Source organism: Paraburkholderia acidiphila (assembly GCF_009789655.1).
GTDB lineage: Bacteria > Pseudomonadota > Gammaproteobacteria > Burkholderiales > Burkholderiaceae > Paraburkholderia > Paraburkholderia acidiphila.
This window is the reverse complement of sequence record NZ_CP046910.1, coordinates 269,142-289,347: the sequence shown is the minus strand read 5'-3', so window position 1 is coordinate 289,347 and position 20,206 is coordinate 269,142. Positions and strand designations below refer to the sequence as shown.

Sequence of the window (20,206 nt, the reverse complement as noted above, 5' to 3'; positions counted from 1 at the left end):
AAGAGGTGTAACAAAATGGTCCGACAGACTGGCATGTCACACCTCCGGGTCGCGCCCTGAAATCGCGGCGCGATATGACACTCAATCCAGCCTGAATACCTTGACCGCGCTGGCGAGCAGTTCCGTCTGGTGATGCTGCTGCCTGACCTGCTCGACCGTGTCGGCGACGTGCGCCGCGTTCTCGCGTATCGCCGCGTCGATGCCGGCGATGTTCTCGCCCATCTGGTCGATGCCCGCGCGCTGCGCGCCGGCGGCAGTCGCCATCTCGTGAACGATCGACGACAGGCGCGTCACCCCTTCGAGCACCTGGCCTACCGTGTTGCCCGCGCTTTCGACGAGACCATTGCCCGTGCGTGCGCGCTCGACCGACTCGCCGATCAGCGCGCGGATCTCCTTCGCGGCGGCGGCGCTGCGCTGGGCCAGGGTGCGGACTTCCTCCGCCACCACCCCGAACCCCCGACCCTGATCGCCCGCGCGCGCGGCCTCCACTGAGGCGTTGAGCGCGAGAATGTTGGTCTGGAACGCGATGCCGTCGATCACGCCGATGATGTCGGTAATGCGTTCGCACGAGCGATAAATGTCGCCCATCGTGTCGATCACCGCCTTGATCGCCCCGCGCCCCCGGGACGCGACCTCGCTCGCCGAGCCCGCCAGCGCGCTGGCCGCCATGGCGTGATCGACGCTCTCGTGCACGCTTTGCTTGAGTTGCTCCATGGCCGCAACCATGCTTTCGAGCGAACGGCGCTGCTGTTCGGTCCGATCCGAAAGGACGGCGTTGCGCGCGCTGGTGCCGGCTACCGACTCCGCCACTTCACCCACGCTGTGACGCACCTGGAGGAGCGTTTTGCGCACGGCGGCGAGCGTGGCGTGAAATGCGCCGGCCACGTCGCTCGACGGCCGGCTCGCTTGCTCGCCTAGCGTGATGTAGCCGGCGGCTTGCCCGATCCCCTCCGACATGGCCGCGAGTTCGCCCGCGATGTTGGCGTCGCGCTCCTGACGCGCCGAAATCGCCGCGATAAACAAGGTTTGCAGCCAGAGAAACGCCCAGTGCTGCGCCACGACGTCGAAGCCCGTTTGCGAAAAGACCCGGACAGGCCAGCCCCATGCCTGAAAATAGTTGAAGGCGAGTTGCTGAACGGAGATGAAGCCCGTAGCCAGCAGCACGACCTGCACGTCGCGATAGGCGAGCAGCAGCGAAAGCAGGATGAAGACCACGAAGTGAAACTCGTCCTGCCCGCCTCCCACGTCGATCAACAGGGCCGCGCCGCCCATGAAGGTCAGCGCGGAACCCATTCTCGTGATCTTTTGCCCCGGCAACGCAAGTGCGAGTACCGTGGACACGAGCGCGAGTGGCAGCCCGACGACGAGCACGGGCGTCAGTGCCTCGAAGTGCCAGCCGATACCCAGAGCGCCCGCCAGAAGAATCCAGTTGACGAGGGCGCAAGCGCGATCGGCGCGTTTGCGCGCATTCATGAGCGGGCTCTCGGCGACTGCACTGGCTGGGACGTGCGCCGCGCCGAGCGGGGCCTCTGCGTAAATGCTGGACATGGAATTCCCGACTCCTGATTGACAATGCAACTTATGACTAAGGCGCAGCAGACCGATCGAATCACATTTCGCAGTTATCGGCAGGCCAACCGGCGTCTACATAAGGGAAATCCATTGAGCGATTATTGTTGACATATCATCTAATGTCATTTTGGCGACCGGCGCGCTGTAACGAGGCCTAACAAAACCGCATTCGCGGGAGACGTTCCGCAGCGGCGTTTTTGTGGCAGGCTTGGTTAATTCGACCTTTAAAAGGCCCCGACCATGTCCCGCACTCCGCACTCCTTTTCCGCGTTGTCCTTCGCAGCCCCGACATATGGCCTGACACTGCGCGTGCTCCATTGGCTAACCGCGCTGTGCATGTTCGTAGTGATCCCGGTGGCGTGGTACATGACGACGATGGACCGTCACGACCCGACGCGCGGCAGTTGGGTGAATTTCCACAAGTCGATTGGCATGACCGTCCTGCTGCTCACGCTGATCCGCGTGGTGACGCGGCTTTCGGGCACCGCGCCGCCGCTGCCGCAGCGCATTCCGGTCTTCGAGCAGAAGCTCGCGCATATCGGTCATGGCTTGCTGTATCTGATTCTCTTTGCCATGCCGATCAGTGGATATATCAACTCGTATGGCGGCGGCCATCCGGTGAACTGGTTCTGGCTGTTTCAGGTGCCGGCCGTCGTGCCGGCAGACAAGGCGTTGGGCCACCTCGGCTCGAAGGTTCACTACTGGCTGGCGTATCTCACGTACGTGCTGATCGCCGGGCATGTGCTCGCGGTGATCTACCATCAACTGGTGCAGCGTGTCGACATCCTCGGACGCATGACGGGGCGCGCGGGAAAGCGCTGAGACTCCCGAGTCGTCACGACGCTTTTTCGATCGCCGCGATCAGCGAAAGAACGATGTGTGCCGATATCGGGCGACAAAAAAGCACGCACTCGACTTTCCTTAGCACACGCGGCGTTTGACGATTCCAACTCTCGTGCTCTCGCGACTGAAAGCGTGAACTTCCGTGCTTCCTCTTGCCCCTCCACATCGAATGGCGAACCAATATCCGCACTCGCCAGTCTTGGCAAGCCTCCAGCCGCCTTCAATTAATAGGGCATCATCAGCAAGACGCGAGTCGCGCCCATCTCGGGCTTTGCGACGTAGTCTGCTATGTGTCGTAGCGCGACGACCAAATATCGCCTTTATCTGCCACGTCCCTCATACACGTAGCGTTGACTGCACCGCGCGTTTTCCTAGCAGCGTTTCAGGCTCCTTTTGCGCCCTGCCCGCTCGACCATCTGTGCCAGTCAATCGCCCCCTCTTCATTCCGTTGCTTTCGCCGCCCGATACCAGGCAAGCTCGCCTTAATTCGCTCACCGCGGGCGTAGTTGTGTCCTTGAGGATGGTCAACCGGCGTATTGCGTCGTCGTTGAGGAGCCGGCCGGCATATACCGCGCTATGTTCTTCACCATTTGTCGGACAGCGGTGGTCGTAGCCAGATCGTGCTTTGGCAGCCAGCGAATGAGATTGACGAGCACTTGTGGGTTTTGAACCATGGACGCCGCGCGGCGATTTCCCCCGTTCCGCATTGCTGACGGTTGTAGCCGAACACATTCAGGGAGGCCATTAGGAGCAAATGCATGGTCACCATCCGGTCCCGCCTGTAGCGACCCTCATCTCGATGCAGCACGCTGAAGAAGGCAAACACGGGAGTGAGCGCACTGTTCGTTGCAGGCCCCGCCTCGAACTCATAGTAGGCAAGCAAACGGTCGGCCTCCACGTAAGACCTGCTGTAGCGCCGGAGACGAACCTATCATGACGAAGCCAACTATCGTATTCTTTGCGCGATGGTACAAGCGAGCGTGACAAGCCTTATCGCGCGTCACACGGGCCGCGAATGGCTGACTGAACTCGGCTATTGTCGCCCGGCTGAACCGGACGTAATCGGGACGCTATTGCTGATTGCCGTCGATCTGATTGTGCGCGCCGGAGTTGAGCCACATCACTTTACAGACCTGCCCGAAGACGAAGTCAACGCCGCCGCGTAGGCTGCGAAACGATTATGGAGAGATGGTCAGGCTGAAGGAAAATCGTGAAATGAGATCCGGCCCGGAACCGAAAAATCTATAAACATTATAATTAAATTGGCGACTAATTATCGATTACCATGACATACAAAGAACAAACCACCCTGAAAGAAGAAAGCCAATCAAGAATTCAAACGCTCTCGGTCGTTTCAATGTTTTCGATTGTGATTCTATTCGCAATCATGATTCTCATGAATGGAAGATACATTTCATCCGACACAGCTTTTGTGATGACTCTTGTCGCAATGACTTTTGGCATCGGTGTTGTACTCGGGCTGATTGAATACAAATTCATGACGCCACTCAAGCAGTTCGGGATCGCTCGCGCCGGCTGGGCAGCGTCAATCGCAGCCATCGCATTCGTTGCTAGAGCAAACGCAATCGATACAGTGAACGGAATATTTCGCGTTGACGCCGGAGCGCTTCCGATGACGGTCGTTGCAGGGTCTGTTATCCAGATCTTTGCATGGGGTCGATGGATATTTACAGGTGGATTCTTTATTTCCGCCACCATGGCTGTTTTGATGCTGTTCGACAAGTACTTCGCCGACGACGTACCACCCTACGCCAGAACGCCCACTCAAATCATCACAGTTTGCACGGCCATATCGTTCGCACTCTGCACCCTGTTCTCTCAATTTCAATTCCACGACCCCGACAAAGTCAAGCAACGGCTGTATCGCATTGCCCACATGACTGACTTTAGTGGCACATTCGATTGTCAGGGTTTTGATTCACAAGATTTCGACGCGCTTTTCATCGGTCCAGAGCAAAATCATGCACTTTTCGCTCCCAAGCTACCCGAAGCTAACCTGTTTGCACAAGGTCCAAGTTTTTTGGCGCCAGTCACGATTCCCCCGAAATTCGCTGTAGTTCGATGCATTCGTCCCGATATTTCGCCAGATACGCTGTTGCACCCTGAAAGCTAGCCGCAGTGGGCCGTCAGGGACGGCCAGTGGCCAGTTGGACAGTCCAGTTTGAGCTGCCGCCAGCCGCCGTCCCGCTTTGACCTGCCAAAGAGGTACATCTTGCAGCGCGCCCCCGATGATACGTAAGCACCTGATCAGCAACGTCGCTCAGGCCGTTAACGACGGAGATGAGGAATGCTGCCGGTGGGATCGACGCGAGAGGAGGACAGCAGCGCCGATGCTACGTTCCACGGCAGCAGATTCCCGATTCGGTTTATCGGGTGATCGGCAATGCGCTCGAGACGTGAGCGAGATACGCCCTGCCCGCATGCGCGGCCATATGTCCTATGCCTCAGTCGCATTGCCCGGCCTCATATACGAAGGCGCATTCACGACGGCAGGATCAGTTACAGCAACCGTCAGGCGGGAACCGCAGCGCGGCAGCACACGACTCCAGCGCATGGCCTTCACCTTAGGCTCCGCCGCTGGCAGACGTCTGGATCAGTCACAGCCGGTCATTGGAGATCGCCAGACCCGATCCTGGATAACCCGCCTCCAGTGCCCGGAAAAGTCTGGGATGCGCTCAGCCGCATGTAAACGTCCGCCGATGGTGGGTTCACTTCACCGTACGTCGAAGCAACTCCTGCCTTCTGGTTCTCGTGCCCGACATCTCCAAATAGAGACACACCGTCGCATCAGATATCTCCAGTTTCTTGGCAATAGCGCAACCTGACATCCCAAGGATTGCCAACCGAATCACTTCCTGCCTATACAGCGGACCGAACCTCGTGACTCGAATGACATCCCCCCCGCCTGGCGTCTTATCGAGGGCGATCCTCACGCCGCAGCAGCATTTCCCCCGAAACTTGCCGTCCTCCCATTGCATATGGTCAACATTGTGACCACGTCCATGAAGCGCCACAACGCTAGGACACTCGACAGTCGGTGGCACTTTCTTGCCTTTTCCGCGCGCGGGCGCGATTCGAGTGCTTCTCATAACTCTGTGTACGGCATGTATGTTGATATCCAGTTGAGAGGCGATCAACCTACGGCTCATACCAGTCGCGGCAAGCGTCTCCACTGCCTGCTTATAGTCCTCGCTCCATCGCGTGATACGGAGCGCATCTCCATCATATGTGACTTGCATGCCACAACTGCATCGCCCGCAGAATAGTCCGCTCCTTGGTTGCCAATGTTCGATGAAGTGGCCCGCGCATGAGTATGGCCCGTCGTTGTGGCTATGTCGTTGAACGCAAAATCGACAGCGCTAGATTAGCGGGTGACTTGTCTGAACGGCTTGGAAATGGATATCTTGTTGCGGTCAACTTGTCACGCGACCTCGCGGTGGAATTGCAGCGCGCGCTTGACGTGCCAGACGACCGTGCGTGCTCCCCGCTGAGTGCACTGCTCCTCGGCTATCTGCTGACGGATGTCGGTAACCGTTTGTCAATCTCCGCCGTTCCTGACTGTCCAGGAAGTCGTGCGCAATGTGATAGCCGACATCGGGTTGTGGCATGGCCAAGCCGTGACGGGGTGCCGCACTATCTCTGCAGTTGCGGGCTGTCGTTTGTGATCGAACATGACAAGGACGGTGCAGTTCTGCGGTACACCCAGGAAGGAGGAGACGTCGCGCTGGCCGCAGCCATACTCCTGGGGCGAAGCTTCACTGTCCACAAGGTGATAGCCATGCTGGGGGTGTCAGCGCATGCACTGGAGGAGATGCGGTTACGACGTGTGGGAATTCGCTGGTGGAGTCGTAGAACAGAGCGGGCTGGCAAGCTTGTCCGGTGGATTGAACTGGTGGATCGTGCTGGCTGTCCGGACAGGGCGTATGCAGTTGGTGCCCATATTTTTCATGCGCTGGGACAACTCACGGAGGTTCTTCCGCCCGCTGCGACACCAGGGAATGCAAGGGCATTCAGTCGTCAGCGGAGAGTTCGCGGAGAGCGCTAGCGTGGGTCAACCTGAGATGCTGACTGCGCCTGAGCGACTGCAAATGGTCCTTTTTGACATCGGAGCTTGACTTGGCAGTTTACCTGGATGAGCCACTCGATGACGAGCCACTTTCTAGTGTAATAGCACGGTACCTTGAACGACAGGGGCCGATGATAAAGCGGACTGTTGCGCTAGAGCTACTTTTGGGGTCGGCGTTCCGGTTAAGGGCGAGCCTAAGTGCGAGGACCTATCGGATTGCAAGGGAAACCCAGGCGTGCTGGGGGATGTCTGCGAAAGAGATTGCCGAGAGCATGACGACGTATCCTTACTTCGCGGCATTTGTCTCAACGGATGGGGCAAAGGACATGCTCGATCGAGTTGTGGGAGACGGTAGAAGGCCGGGAGTGCATCGGCGTGACGCAGAGCGTTATCGATATCGTTATTGCCCCGTCTGTCTGTCAGACAGCGAGCGCAGAGGTGAGCCACTGCATTGGCTGCGCACCCATCAATTGCCTGGTGTGGTCATTTGCATTCATCATGCGGAGGTACTTTGGGAATGGGAATACGAAAAGCCCTTGGATGGCTTTGTAACTCCCGGCTCAATTCGTGGAAAACCGGCTCTGGCTGAACCGTCGCCAAGCCAGAAATCGGCGCTCCTGCATATGGCAAAAATTTCAGATGATTTGATGAATCAAAGAGTCCGAATCAATGCGGATCTGTTTGGTTTGCAATTTAGAGCATACCTAGAAGAAAGGTCGCGATATTTTTCAGGAGTTCGCTATCAAAAGTGCCTGACGAGACTTTTTGAGGAAACGTTTGGTCGAGAATACTTGGATCGACACCCAGCAATACGAAGGGAACGGCGATTTAAGGATGTCAGCCTACGACGAAATCTGGATGCCACCGCGGTCGGTTCTATTGCGGCGGTAGTATTCGTCGCTGCTGCAACCCTGGTGCGCCGTATCGAGGACGATCCGGAATTACTCGCCGATAGTCACTTTGCGGATATTTACGGAGATGTGTCTTCTGCGGCGATTCGAAGCCGATCGGAATGGTGGGTGCGTGGGAGGCCGCCGCCATCGATTACGTGTCCGAGTAAGGTTGCAGAGCACGGTGCGGGCCTTCCCCCCCAAACCGGGACCATCGCGCATCACCGCAGAGCAGCTGCCTGGCAAGGATCGCGACCGTGCACCAGTCCCTGGCCTCCTCCAACGATCCAGCAACCACTGGAGTTCCCCCATCGCGTTGGGCCGCTGCGCGCAGCAGGGTGCGGGTATAAGTTGAGCCCATGCCAAATAGCACGCACCGATGCGAGGGACATACCACGACACCCGGGATCTGGTGTGTCCGCCTCCAGTAGCGGGGATAGTTGTTTCCGTCGTCCTCGCGCCAGCACGCTTCGCAATAGCGGATACCGGGCTTGCCAGAAGCGATGTATCCGGACCACGGCGCGCAGCGTAGTCTTTTCACGACAGCCGTCATACGGCCCTCACCCGCGAAGATGGCTGCATAGAACGGAGCGAGCGTCAGGCGCTCGCTTATGTCGCGCGCAGTCATTCCCCAAGCCCGGGATGTTTCGTCGACCAGATGGGCGAATGGATCGACCTTTCCTGGCTGGTACATGCCATCCCCCATCAGTATCCTTAAAAATTCCGGAACATTTTCGATACCAGCGTTCTCGACGTATCGAGCAATGACACTGAACAGTATTTCGTCCGGCAGTGGTTCATCGAGATATACCGCCATACCCGCTCTCCTTTGCAGGCCGCATCGGTAGTTCCATTCCACTATCTCTTCCCTGCCGATCCACGATCGTTGCAAGAATTCACAATGGTGGTCGACCAATAGGGCTTTTTATTTCTGTCTGGTCACGTATTTCCCGGCTTGCCTTCGAGGGCGAGACGCAGCAGACCCTCGACCGTAATCGTGGGATCAGACATCAGCTTTGCTCTTGCAAATTCTTCCGCCTGCGTCTCGGGCCACCCCACGTTGAGCAACACTGCGACGCATTTTGAAAAATTTTCGGATACTTCGTCAACGCGAGGGGCAATCTTCATGTTGCGCCGCTTACGGTCCATGGCGATCTTCTTGCGGATCGTATTCATCTGCTCAACGGCCATGTCCCGATAACTGTCGAGCGCCACCATATCTTTCTTGCGCAGCGCTTCCAGAAGTCCCTTGACCAAGGAAAAGGCCTGTTTAACGGCAGCTCTGACGAGGGCCGGGGTAACCTTACTTTCCGCTGCCCGCTCGCCCATGTACTGCGTGTGCTCCCATGCAAGTTTCATGAAGGCTGGCGAGCCCGCACCAACCTCAATCAGCGTCTTGACGATTTCCTCAAGGTTGTCGGGCTTCTCCGGCAGAAAATCGATCGCAACAATACTGTTTGCAAGCCGCTTGGCGTCCGCTGGCGCCGGAAAGTGCTCAAAGGGAATGTATGCCCGGCTGCCCACCCGTCTCAGATTGCGTATCGTTCCTTCGATAAGTTCGCCTGCGTCCGGCGTCCCGACAAGCACGAACAGGCATTGGCCATCGTTGAGCAGGCTGGTGATGAAGCCCATCAGGTCAGCACGCTCGGCAGACTTGACCGCAAACTGGATCTCGTCGATCACCAGCATTCCCACGTGATGCATCTTCAGCTTGTCGATAACCGCCATGATCAGATCTCCTGTGTTTGACCTGCTGCGTATCTCTTCCACATAGTGCGTGCCAAGATTCTCATCGAACCAATGGAGAATCCCCTTCATCAAGGTATAGACCGAACCATTCGGAGGACAGGAAACCATCATCCAGACGACCTGGGTGAAATGCGCCCGGACACCCCGGAACTCGGTATGCTGGATAATCATGGGAAACATACTGAGCACCATCTTGACCGCCGTCGTCTTCCCCGCGCCTGAGATGCCGAGCACAAAGATGCTGTCTGCGTGTGCGGAGTCGGGCGTGAAGATGGCCTTCGTTCGACCTCGCTGTGTCTCCCTGTAGTTGCGCTGTGCGATATTGCCTAACGATCGACGGGGTACAAGACCTCGGTAGCGGTGACGAAGTGAAATATGGATCCAGTCAAGAAGCTGGAGGTGAGCATCGGTCAGCGCGAGAACACGCGAAATGCGTTCAATGCCCAGCAGGCGCAGTGATGCTGGAAGCTTTCTCGCATCATCCGAATGCGGTACCGCGAAGCTCACGGTCATCGCCTTCGCAAATCGTTCCTGCGATTCGAAGGGCGGAAGCGCCAGAATCAGCGCGTTGTTGGCGTTTTCTGGCAGCTCCAGCGAACCATCGTGGTACAGCGCTTCGACGGAAGGACATTGCCGGCTCAATATGAGATCATCCCCTGGTTTAACCGGAACTTGCTTATAAGCGTCGTCATCCCGACTGGCCGCCCCACGTGCCCCACTTTTTTTCACGAACGTTTCTCCTGATCACAAAAAACATATCGCACTGCTACACATGGTTAATGAAACCTTGCAATGAATGGAAGTCAGTTCCCGTCAAGAATCCTGCGTGAATTCTCCAGAGCCTTCTCGATGATTTCTCCATGGTCCTCTGCGACTTTGGGGGCTTCGCGCTTCGCCTCCACATCGTCAGCGGCCTTACCGGACGCATCCCTCTCCCTCCTGAAATGGCCAAAATCTGGACCGCGCGCGGCATCCTTCCTGACTCCCCTCCGGGCCGCAGCGCGCTCCTGCTGCATGGGGTGCTCGAGCCCCGCCATCTGCAGCGCGATCTTTTGCTCCTGTCTCGCTCTCTGGTTTTCTTCCGCGTTGTTCAGAAGATCCATCACGCGTTGCGCCTGCAGCGCATGATGCTGCTCACGGTCCAGACGGTCTTGCTGGTTCCGGTAGAGCTCCCACTCCATAAGCGTCCATCCAGCAGGTGACTGCTGGTTGGTGCCGGCGAGTCGCGCGTACTCAACAGAATCATTGCCTGGCAGGATAATCTGGGAGGGATCATTGGGATTAAACTGAATCGATACCATTTTTTTGGAATTTCTCCTCCAGCAATGAATGAGATTGGACTCGATGAACGGAGAGGTGTAGTACATATCGCGCCACTGTAATCCTTGTCGTGTCGGCTTTGCGGATTCCGTCGGCCAGGTGGCACAGCGGATTTCATCAATCGAGTGACTTCGCAACGACCCGGTTAGCGTCTCCAATCCCCAGTTCCACCGGTTCAGTGGCGTATCGGCGAGGCCCAACGCGACCATCTCCGGCGGTGATTTGCGCCGCCCGATAGGGGTCTGGTTGTACCTCAGGATTGCGCGAACCAGCCTTTTGATAAATTCCGTGATCGTCAGAGTCGCCTCCCACAGATAGCGGGGCGCCCCGCGCGTCGCTGCATCCAAATCCACCACGCCGAAACTCGCGCTCTGATAGTGCGCGGGAAGTATTCCGAACCGCCGCTCAATAAGGGCTCTCATTGTCGGATCCCATGCCCGGGCGTTGCTGATGGGAATAGAGAGCAGCTTGTTGACGGCCATCCATGCCAGGTTCTTCATAAAATCGCTGCCCCGATCGGCGACGAATCCCGACGTTGGCAGGTAATTACAAGGCCAAAGACTGGGGTCAATCTGGATTCCATATCTGGCACACAGTTCGTTCTTGGGCAACGCAATGTTTTCCAGCATCAAGGCGACGCTATCGAACGATGGTGGATCGAAGCTGACATGAAATCCCACTATCATCCGACTCCAGACGTCCATCGCGAGATAGACGGTTGGGCGCTTGACCACAACGGTGCGGTCGTATGCAGCCACAAGGTAGATATCCGCGATGGTTGCATCGATCATGTACTCGTTGCCGGGTCCAACCGAGTGCTGCAAGGCATGGCCGTGTATCGGCCGCCCGTGTCCGGCGTATTGCTTCGCCCCCATATCGCGCATCTTCCTGACTTCAATCGGAACGCGGGTCTGGTAGTAGTAAGTCAGTTGACGAAGGCTTACGATGCCAAACGGTGCCAGTTCGAGTTCGATAATCTGGCCGGTCGGATCGCGCGCAATGTGAACGCAGCGACAGACATAATTCAGATGATCTACGAGGTCCTGCCAGGTCAATCGCCGTCGCTTTCCGGCCTGATTTTTTGATGACTTCGGCCACCGCTTCCTGCTTTTCCGACCCGCCTTTTTTCCTGATTTCTTCCTCGTCGACGGGAAGATCGCATCTCGGTTGAAGCGTCGGATTTCAAGCATGAGTTCGTCACTGACATCGACGCTCCAGGGGCCGAACCTGTTCGTGAGGTAAATGTCGATGTACTGCTCGAAGAGCCGCTCAAGCGCCGTTGTCCTGACCGCGTGGCTGCCGGCACGCGAGGGCTTCCTTCCCGGTCGGTTGACGTAGTTTCGCGTCACGGTCGTCGGCACGGCATCCCCGCCTTCCACGTAGCGCGGCGGCTGATGTCGCCTCCCGCTGCGCCAAAGCTCTGCGGCGACGGCGCTTGCGCTCATGCCTCTCTGCAGGTATTCGCGGTGCAGCTTCCTTATGCCCTGCAGGCAGAGGCCGACCTTGTCCGCGACGTCCTGAAGAATGTTTTTCCTGTCAGAACCACTACGAAGGGCTCGATAGAAAAGAGCGGAATTGTTGACAAAGTCTCTGATCCGCTTCCAGTTCAGGTCACTTTGTCTTTCGTTCCCTGGCGTGGCTCGATGGTTCCTTCGAAAGGGTCCGTAGGGATCGTCACGCGCGTCGACGGCCACCAGACGCCCCTTGCCCGTGTAGTCCTGCATGCATCGGGCGCGAAATTCTGAGATGGGTATGAACTGAATCTCAAGTTTTGAGCCAAAAATATGGCACAGGACGACATCGGGCTCACGACCAGATTGCTGATGTCGACTGGCATACACGACCCGATATATCTTGTCGCCCGGCTCTTCCCTAAACAGTTTACGTACAGCCGGGAATTCATGTCCATGATGATTCATCCATAGAACTCCTAAATAGATCGGAAAACACAGCGTAGTCCTGTCGATGCTTACGCTAGCCGTTTTTCATGAACTGCTTCTTCCATCGCACCAGCGCACTGACCAACCTGATTTCAGGTGCTGGCGCAGGAGGGTGGCTGTCACGCTGTTTTTCCGCCACACAAATCCGGACTCCCCGACGCGGTTGGGCAAGCAGTACCGGTACATCGAGCGAGCACTCGATCATGCGCAGTGCGATTAACCGGCGCATCGCCGCCACACACTCTGCGCGGCCAATCCCGTGCGAATCAGCCGCTCCATGGCAAAGCTCGATAAGCGTCGCGTCCTTCCGGGAACGAAATCGCCTGATGATCACTTGTTGCGCTTCCTTCTCTGCGTCGGTAAGTCCGCGGGACAAAACCCCCTCTGCAACGTTGAACAGATCCCAGAGATGCTTTGCCCTGTGGCTGTTGAGACCCTCCGTATGGACGATTCGATACGGCACCCCGGCCCGGTGCCAGTACGCGGCCTTGATCGCCCTGGCTGGCGAAGGCGCGCGCGGCGCGGACCGCGATGACGTGATATCGATAGCATTCCACTGATAGCTTCCGCCAGTCCGCCTGCAGACAAGCAGACTGGTAATCAGGATGGCTGGACTGCCATCCGTAAGCCTTGGATGACGCACATCGAGCGACACAGCGATCTTCTGTGTTTCAGCGACATCCAGGTGCGGGTAGTATTCCTTGAGTTCGCACGTCGCTGGATCCCAGTGCTCCTGAAGAAAAACGGCCAAGGACGCGTCCGAGGGCAGCACAATCTGACGACCACCGCAACGCGCGCATGCAAACCTGTGCAGACGCCCGACCCCACCCATTTCCCGCAGGGCGCGTCCGGGCACGTAATCGCGCCCGTCGCCGGTGCCCCGCCGCTCTTTCTGGAACACCCTCTGCTGTTTTTCAGACTGTGTGGGCGACGCTGACTTCATGGTGCCCCCAGGCTTCCGGCTTTTTTTCGCATCACCTTTCGTCAGAACTCCATATTGATTAGATGGTCCTTTCGCTATGCGTTTGACCGGTCCACCCAAGCACCGGCTGCGCGAACTGCCACGGCCAAAACCTGCAACGCCCCGCAGAGACGTGACGTCCCCGCGCCATCCGGGGACGGTGCTATCGCATCCCGAACGGCCGCCGTAAAATGCGGTCGTTGAATGTTCAACGCCTTTCGGTTGTCAACGCACTCGAGGGTGCATTGACAACGTAACAATGTCATATATGGCACCTTACAGCCAAACAAAACTTAAAGTGTATTTTTTTGGCGACATGTCGTTGTATATAGAGGGATAATATGCGATCGAAACACAATGCTCAGGATCCGACAGCGCATGGTCCCGTGAGCGCACCGTTTGACGATACGGAAACAGCGAAGCAGGCCCTCAAAACGATTTTGATGCATCGCAACATCACGTACGCCCAGCTGGCCACCCTGATGACCGCGCACGGCGTCCAGGAGACGGAAACGTCCATCGCACAGAAAATCCGCCGCGGGACATTCCAGCTGGCCTTCATGTATCAATGCATGCGTGCCATTGGGGTCTCGGAAGTCACGCTCACGGTGCCAACGCACCACACGCCGGGCATCGCAAAGGCGTGAGTCTGGAAGATGCACGCGTCGCTGGAGGCGCCGCTGACGAAGCCGGAGTAAAGAGGCCACGTTGAGCAGGTGCGCCCGGCGACTGGGTATTCCTACCCGTTAACGCGTACGACCTGCATTGCACGCAACAAGCACCCGGGCCGACAGGTCTGGCGATCGACGTCCCCCCGCACGCCCCCTCCTACCAGACAGGGTCGCTGACCTCTGCCCATTCCCCACTTCCCTTCGGCGGCCGCTCCATCGGACGCACCACGCGGGTGAGTTCCAGCCGGCCCCCTCTGCCTGCAGGGAACGCTCACGCCGTGCGCGTATTCGCGCGCTGACATGACAGATCCAGCGGGCGTACGCGTTTTCCACGCGCCCGTCACATCTACGTCGACGTCCCACCATCCCGGCAAGTCCCGCCGAGTTCAGCCACTCCGCTAGAAAATGCGCGGGGTCTTCACCTGCGCCATCGGCACTGCGGGCGCGTAGCCATCGCTGTCTGGCACGACGGCAAAGCGGTTTGCGCGGGCATCGACGAGCGCGTGATGCCTTCCCCCGTGTTCGGCAAAGTACGCTTCCAGCCTGCCATGATCGACCAGACTGCCCACGTGAAGCCCCTCCCACCCTTCCGGCACTTCGCCAAGCAGGTCGATCAGCAAGTCCCAGTCGCCCGCGTAGTCAACACAGAACGCCCTTTCCGGTTCGCCGGCAAACTGATCGAGCCACGCGAGCAGGGACACCCGCAGATCCTCGCGCGTGAATACGCAGCCGGGCTGCCGGCCAAGCTGCGGCAGGACGGCCTCGCGCACGAACCCGCTGCAAGCAGTGTCGTCATAGTCCGACCGCTCGCCATAGAACTCGCGGCCGTCTTCGGCGGCGAGGCCGATGCTGATCAGGTCGCATCCTATGAAATCGGTGAATTCGCAATCGACAAAGATTCGCATGTCTTCCTCACCAACCCACGGTCAGGATCAGCCAAGACGGCCGCGTCCGGGTTGTGTCGCTTGCCGACGGTTTGCGCCGTCAACCATTCCGTTCCATTGATGATCGCTGCGACGGCCTCCGACGATGGATCGATCGTATTCTTGCCGGTCCGACCGATGCTGCGATGGACTTTCAAACCGGAACCCTCACAAGCTGCAGCTGCCCAGCCAGTTGTTCGTCGAGTGTCGCTATCAACTTAATGCTTCTCCTTGCGACCGTCTGACAGCGTTACCTCGTTCCGGGCCAGCTGTGGCTTTGGCCGGCGAGCCGCTTCCTGCGCTCACCCCAGCCCGTTGCTTTTCACGCGAAAGACGTACCTTGATTCCCTGGGGCCGTGGCAATTCCGTCAAGGGCGCGAATCACACAGGAAGCTTCGATGGGGGTTGCCCGCCAATAAAGTCGAACCAGTCGTGCGCGTAAGCGCAACCGTGATCGGGAATGCCCGAACCGGAAAGCGTCTGGTCGAAGAATGTTCTGGCGGGTTCGGGAATTTCGTCAAGACGAACATAGCGGAAGCCTGCGTCGTTCACGCGAACCGTGACCTCCGGCTGTGCGGGGCGCGGCGGTAACGCTTCGCGACCCTGATTCAGGCCGGCGGCAAGACAGCGCGCAACGAGATCCCACACGCTGGTGGCCCATCTCGGATAACTGCGCACGATCGCCCGCTCTCCGACATCACCGAGTACCGCGTCGTCCAGGACCACCGCGTAATCGGCGAGCGCCCCGTCACGCACACGCGCAATATCCGCCGTCGCGATGACACGCTTTCCGCTTTCCCGTCCGCCGGGCAGCAATTCAACCGTGATTCGAAGCATTCGCCTTTCCTTCTGGTGATTCCAGGAGTTGCCCTGGCGCAAGCATGAGCGCGCGCTCCCAGGCGCGTAGCCGTTGCCCGGTGAGCGCCTTCGGGAACACGCCCCGCTCCCACTGCGACAGCGTGACGCTGGATACGCCACAGCGTCGCGCCACTTCCGCGGCCGGCAATCCGAGCGCCTTCCGGAGTTGCGCCGCGTGCGGTCCGATCTGTTCACAGCGGGCGACTGGAATTCGCATGGGGAGTGCCGCCGATCCTGCTGCCCTGCACGGTGGTACATTGCCGGCAATGACGACTGGATCGGGCAAAAGCGGTGCGTCCTGACTGAGAAGCCAGCCATCCGGTATCTGCAGCGCAGCCTCCAGCGCCTTCACGGTGCCGGCAGCAATGGTGCCGGGCACCCGTCCCCTCTCCCAGTGCACATAGGTCGGGGGCGCGACACCGACTGCGGCCGCCAGTTCGACCTGCGTCAATCCCAGCGCCCTGCGGCGGTCGCGCAGGCGCTGCGCGACGCGCTGCGCATCGGATCGTGGAATCCATTCGCGCAACCCCGCCATCCCGGCCTCATTCATGTCGTCTGTTTTTTTCACGAAAGGAAAGCCTCTGCACGGCCGAAAGACAGTGAAATGGATCTGCCAGCCTCATCCCGCATTCACCCCGCGCAGGCGTACGCGTTGGCCCGCGCGTCATGCAGTGCGTGGTGCTCGCCACCATGCCGGGCGAAATAGGCGGCGCGTCGTTCCCTGTCGCGACGGCCCGCAATATTCTCGATTCTCCAGCCGCGCGGTAGCGGGCCGCCCAGCAGGAACCGGAACAGGTTCAGGTCCGTCTCGTAGTCGTAGCAGAGCACTGGCGCGGCATCGCCCGGTACGCTCACGAGCCAGGCGGACAGCGCCGCGCGCAGTTGCTCAAACCGCATCGCGCGCCCCTCAAACTGGCCGAGCTGCGGTAGCACCACCGCGCGAACAAAGTCACTGCACGACGCCGGATCGAAGTCGGTACGCTCGCCGTAGAACTCGTCCCCGTTCTCGCCAACGATGGCGAGACTGATCAGCTGGCACACCCGGAAGTCGGTAAATTCCGTGTCGATGAAATAGCGGCTCGTCAAGCCACCCTCCAGTTCGCCCGGCAGTGGCCAGAGCAACGCGCCGTGAAAGCCTGAATCCGTCATGTTCCGTTATTCCATCTTGCCCCGCACTCATCGCTTCCCGTGATAAGCGGCGGATTATCACGGCCAGCCCGCTTCAGGACGATGCATCGCGGCAAGCCGCGCCTCCAGTTGCGCGAGGACCGCCGGATCGCTGATGCCGAGCACGGGGTCGGTATGCACCAGGTGCCCCCGGCACACTGCCGGCCAGCCCACATCATCGTCGTCGAGCGCGAGCCACGCTGCAGGCCGTCGCCGGCACACGTCGCCCCAGACCTGCACGCCACGCGGCACGGACCGGAACCACACCGGCTCCATCCGGCCGTGGAGGGTCGCGCCGACCACGCGTCGGCGCAGCTCCGGCGGCAGACGGCGGGCCGTCTTGCGAACGCTGCGGAACACCCGCACCCAGTTCGTGGACAGCACGATGCGCAGCTCAGGGTACGGTTCGAGGCAGCGCGCGAGCAGCGCCGCGTGTTCGAACACCACATGTCCTGGCGGCGTGGCGACATAGGGACCATAACCCGGCCGTCGCCAGACATCCTCCGGATGAAGCACACCGTCGAAATCGAGATACAGCACAATGGCGCCCCGTCGGCGCGGCAGCATGTCCGGCTCGTCAATGGCCATGCCAGGCGCCGAGTCCGGATGCGCTTCCACGGCAACTCCGCGTCAGCAACGGGCCGCTGCGGCCGGCGCCTTCGCGCGCCATAGCTGTCTGCCTCGCGCGGGCTTTGCCGCCATGGCGTACGGCACCGATAACGTGCGCCCCGCTGCCGTCGTGAACCGGGTTACCGTGAGCAACAGCTTGCCTGTCCCGCGATGCTCGTACTCGGTCACCCCCACCCGGATCTCGGAAAGCGGTTCGAGCGTCCACTGTTTGACCTCCCGTGCGAGCTTCGTGCTCAGGATGGCCGCGTCGCGCAGGACAACCTCACCTTCGAAGAACTGCTCTAGCGTCGCAGCCGTCTCGCGCAGGTCCAGCATCACGATTGTCGGGACGGCCCGCGAGCGCGCCCGCGAAACCCTGACAATCAGGACGTCCCGCGGTAGCAGCTGCTGGACCGCTGACCATACCCCCCTGCCCGGCAACCCGCCTAAAGGCACGTTCAGCGCGGGCACACGGTTAATTTCACTCGTCACAAACATACAGCCAACTACCTCAAACGCTTTCATTACCACCGAACTGCCCGGAGGGCACCCAATCTCGCTGCAAAGTTCGACGAAAAGGAATCCACAGGCAGCCCACAACGAAACCCATTCCGGCCTCTCCATTCGCCCTCGCGCCCGTGCAACAGGGCGCACGCAGATTACCTAGTCCTAGCAACGCGACGCAATTGAGACGACAGAGGATCACTTGATGCAAGGGCATCTGAGCTCTCGTTTGCCTAGTCGGACCACCTACGGGCAACATTAGTCGAGAAAATCAACACCATATGTTGACACTCAACATTTTGCGATGTTACCAGAAGCAGCCGCCAAGTAGACGATTCATGTTGACTTCCAACATGAGGTGATGCCCCTGTGGCGACAATCGATGAAGAAAAATTTGCCCGGCGGTTGGGCCGCGCGTTGGCTTTGGCCAGAACCGAAGCTGGTCTAACGCAGGAGCAGGTTGCCGCAAAGTTGGGCGTATTTTCAGAGACCATTAGTCGATTCGAGCGAGGAACCAACTGGCCAACACTGCCTCGTCTAATTGCCCTTGCAAATATCTATGCAGTTCCGCTCACGAAACTGATAGGAACGAGTTCCCCAAGGGCTCTTGATGCCGCAAACACCTTGAATGAGCATTTGACAAAGCTTGGCGAAGAGGACCTGGTTTGGGTAACTGACGTTGTGGCGGAACTCTGCGAGAAACTAGCCAAACCAACCGGGAGGCGGAGGCACTAAGCGGAGCAGCCATCCGTGAGCCAATTCTGCGCTGTGGGCGATCAGCGGCCTACTGCGAGGTGTCCCGTCGTCCTGGTGGAACAGCAATGGCCATAGCCAAGGGATAGATGCCTATAAAACCATAGGGTGTCGTTCTCAGTAATGCAGGGCAAAGATCGGCCACAGTGACGAAAAGGATACAAAATCGCCTGAACTGCCTGCCGAAGGAACAAATTACCTTGAACTGTTTGCAAGCAATTTTATTCTCGGTGGTCGTGGCAGCCGCGAAATTCCAGCCGTCTGGCGTTAACAAAATGACTTGCACCGACGCGTTTTGAATACAAAATCTGCGACGAGCGCGGCTTTGTATTCATCCAAGTGTCGAAGTGATCAATTCCCTATCGCAAGCGCTTCGTGAAGACGCTGCCGGATAATTTGCGTGGCCTGAACCATGATGCGATCGATGAGTTCCTTGACGGTCGGAATATAGTGGATGAGACCCGCGACCATCCCGCACGACCACGCGCCGGCGTCCAGATCGCCCTCTTGCATCACGCGTGGATAGACGCCGCCGACTTCATCCGCGATATCGGCAAAGGTAATCTCCTGCCCACGCCGCTGCTCCTTCTCCAGCAACCGTTCAACGCCCCGATTATTCAAGACGCGCTCCGTGTTGCGCAATGGACGCATCACAAGCCGGGTGTCGAGTTCCGATGCCGAAACGATCGCGCCCTTGACCTTTTGATGGACCGGCGCCTCACGCGTCGCGACAAAGCGTGTGCCCATGTTGATGCCCGCCGCACCCATCGCCAGCGCGGCGACCGTCGGCCATGCCGCCCGAGGCCGCGAACGGAATGTCGAGTTCGTCTGCGGCGCGCGGCAGCAGAATGAAGTTGGGCACATCGTCCTCGCCGGGATGTCCACCACACTCGAAACCGTCCACGCTCACGGCATCGCAGCCAATGGCTTGTGCCTTTAGCGCGTGTCGAACCGAAGTGCACTTGTGGATCACCTTGATTCCGGCGTCGTGGAGCACGGGCAGCCACTTTTGCGGATTATTCCCGGCGGTTTCGACAACCCTCACGCCGCCCGCGATGATGGCTCGCACGTAGCCCGCGTAGTCGGGCGGATTGCGCGCGGGCAGGAACGTGAGGTTCACGCCGAACGGCTTGTCGGTCATCTCGCGGCAACGTTCGATTTCGCGCGCCAGTGCCTCAGGTGTCGGCTGGGTCAGCGCCGTGACGATACCGAGTCCCCCGGCGTTCGATACGGCGGAAGCCAGCTCGGCGAACCCGACGTAGTGCATGCCGCCCTGAATGATCGGATGCTCGATCCCGAAGAGTTCAGTAAGTTGTGTTTTCACGAATCATTTCCTCTCAACCGTTGGCCAAAGCCCGC

16 protein-coding genes and 2 pseudogenes are annotated in these 20,206 nt (G+C 58.9%); 5 read left to right on the top strand and 13 right to left on the bottom strand.

Annotation, left to right across the window (positions count from 1 at the left end; translation table 11 throughout):
• Window positions 1–81 precede the first annotated feature (81 nt).
• Window positions 82–1,548: a methyl-accepting chemotaxis protein gene (locus FAZ97_RS15750; protein ID WP_158759402.1), complete on the bottom strand. Its 1,467-nt coding sequence runs from the start codon at window positions 1,546–1,548 to the stop codon at window positions 82–84.
• 360 nt (window positions 1,549–1,908) lie between these two features.
• Between FAZ97_RS15750 and FAZ97_RS15745 the strand changes: the two genes are divergently transcribed.
• Complete coding sequence (locus FAZ97_RS15745; protein ID WP_233271770.1) at window positions 1,909–2,394, top strand: cytochrome b; 486 nt, start codon at window positions 1,909–1,911, stop codon at window positions 2,392–2,394.
• 604 nt (window positions 2,395–2,998) lie between these two features.
• On the opposite strand, the gene FAZ97_RS15740 is transcribed toward FAZ97_RS15745, so the two are convergent.
• A complete protein-coding gene (locus FAZ97_RS15740) occupies window positions 2,999–3,313 on the bottom strand; it encodes a hypothetical protein (RefSeq protein ID WP_158759400.1) in 315 nt (104 codons plus the stop codon).
• Between the two features lie 387 nt (window positions 3,314–3,700).
• On the opposite strand from FAZ97_RS15740, the gene FAZ97_RS15735 reads away from it, so the two are divergent.
• Together FAZ97_RS15735 and FAZ97_RS35825 are read left to right on the top strand one after the other, a co-directional pair.
• Complete coding sequence (locus FAZ97_RS15735; protein ID WP_158759399.1) at window positions 3,701–4,549, top strand: hypothetical protein; 849 nt, start codon at window positions 3,701–3,703, stop codon at window positions 4,547–4,549.
• 1,985 nt (window positions 4,550–6,534) lie between these two features.
• Window positions 6,535–6,948: pseudogene (locus FAZ97_RS35825) on the top strand (TniQ family protein); the annotation flags it as partial.
• A gap of 598 nt (window positions 6,949–7,546) precedes the next feature.
• On the opposite strand, the gene FAZ97_RS15725 reads toward FAZ97_RS35825, so the two are convergent.
• From FAZ97_RS15725 to FAZ97_RS15710, 4 genes are all read right to left on the bottom strand, one after another.
• Window positions 7,547–8,209 (bottom strand): TniQ family protein, encoded by a 663-nt coding sequence (locus tag FAZ97_RS15725; protein WP_158759398.1) that lies wholly within the window; start codon window positions 8,207–8,209, stop codon window positions 7,547–7,549.
• Window positions 8,210–8,331: 122 nt separating this feature from the next.
• Window positions 8,332–9,870 (bottom strand): ATP-binding protein, encoded by a 1,539-nt coding sequence (locus tag FAZ97_RS15720; RefSeq protein WP_158759397.1) that lies wholly within the window; start codon window positions 9,868–9,870, stop codon window positions 8,332–8,334.
• A gap of 74 nt (window positions 9,871–9,944) precedes the next feature.
• Window positions 9,945–12,380, bottom strand: coding sequence for a hypothetical protein (locus FAZ97_RS15715; protein ID WP_158759396.1), 2,436 nt, complete (start codon window positions 12,378–12,380; stop codon window positions 9,945–9,947).
• 55 nt (window positions 12,381–12,435) lie between these two features.
• Entirely contained in the window at window positions 12,436–13,344 is a 909-nt protein-coding gene (locus FAZ97_RS15710; protein ID WP_158759395.1) for a PDDEXK family nuclease, read from the bottom strand.
• Between the two features lie 404 nt (window positions 13,345–13,748).
• On the opposite strand from FAZ97_RS15710, the gene FAZ97_RS15705 reads away from it, so the two are divergent.
• Window positions 13,749–14,009, top strand: a complete 261-nt coding sequence (locus FAZ97_RS15705; RefSeq protein ID WP_199272136.1) for a DUF6471 domain-containing protein — start codon at window positions 13,749–13,751, stop codon at window positions 14,007–14,009.
• Between the two features lie 422 nt (window positions 14,010–14,431).
• On the opposite strand, the gene FAZ97_RS15700 is transcribed toward FAZ97_RS15705, so the two are convergent.
• The 6 genes from FAZ97_RS15700 to FAZ97_RS15675 all read right to left on the bottom strand — a co-directional run bounded on the left by FAZ97_RS15700 (window position 14,432) and on the right by FAZ97_RS15675 (window position 17,926).
• Window positions 14,432–14,938, bottom strand: coding sequence for a 3'-5' exonuclease family protein (locus tag FAZ97_RS15700; RefSeq protein ID WP_158759394.1), 507 nt, complete (start codon window positions 14,936–14,938; stop codon window positions 14,432–14,434).
• A gap of 399 nt (window positions 14,939–15,337) precedes the next feature.
• Window positions 15,338–15,793, bottom strand: coding sequence for a hypothetical protein (locus FAZ97_RS15695; RefSeq protein WP_158759393.1), 456 nt, complete (start codon window positions 15,791–15,793; stop codon window positions 15,338–15,340).
• Window positions 15,774–16,382, bottom strand: a complete 609-nt coding sequence (locus tag FAZ97_RS15690; protein WP_158759392.1) for a helix-turn-helix domain-containing protein — start codon at window positions 16,380–16,382, stop codon at window positions 15,774–15,776. Before FAZ97_RS15690 ends, FAZ97_RS15695 begins: the two co-directional genes overlap by 20 nt.
• A gap of 62 nt (window positions 16,383–16,444) precedes the next feature.
• A complete protein-coding gene (locus tag FAZ97_RS15685) occupies window positions 16,445–16,963 on the bottom strand; it encodes a 3'-5' exonuclease family protein (protein WP_158759391.1) in 519 nt (172 codons plus the stop codon).
• 57 nt (window positions 16,964–17,020) lie between these two features.
• Window positions 17,021–17,569 (bottom strand): HAD domain-containing protein, encoded by a 549-nt coding sequence (locus FAZ97_RS15680; RefSeq protein WP_158759390.1) that lies wholly within the window; start codon window positions 17,567–17,569, stop codon window positions 17,021–17,023.
• A gap of 42 nt (window positions 17,570–17,611) precedes the next feature.
• A complete protein-coding gene (locus FAZ97_RS15675; protein WP_233271769.1) occupies window positions 17,612–17,926 on the bottom strand; it encodes a hypothetical protein in 315 nt (104 codons plus the stop codon).
• Window positions 17,927–18,463: 537 nt separating this feature from the next.
• On the opposite strand from FAZ97_RS15675, the gene FAZ97_RS35820 reads away from it, so the two are divergent.
• The gene (locus FAZ97_RS35820) at window positions 18,464–18,829 is read left to right on the top strand and encodes a helix-turn-helix domain-containing protein (RefSeq protein WP_158759389.1); all 366 of its coding nucleotides are present in this window, start codon (window positions 18,464–18,466) and stop codon (window positions 18,827–18,829) included.
• Window positions 18,830–19,198: 369 nt separating this feature from the next.
• On the opposite strand, the pseudogene FAZ97_RS15665 reads toward FAZ97_RS35820, so the two are convergent.
• Window positions 19,199–20,171: pseudogene (locus tag FAZ97_RS15665) on the bottom strand (NAD(P)H-dependent flavin oxidoreductase).
• Window positions 20,172–20,206: the final 35 nt, after the last annotated feature.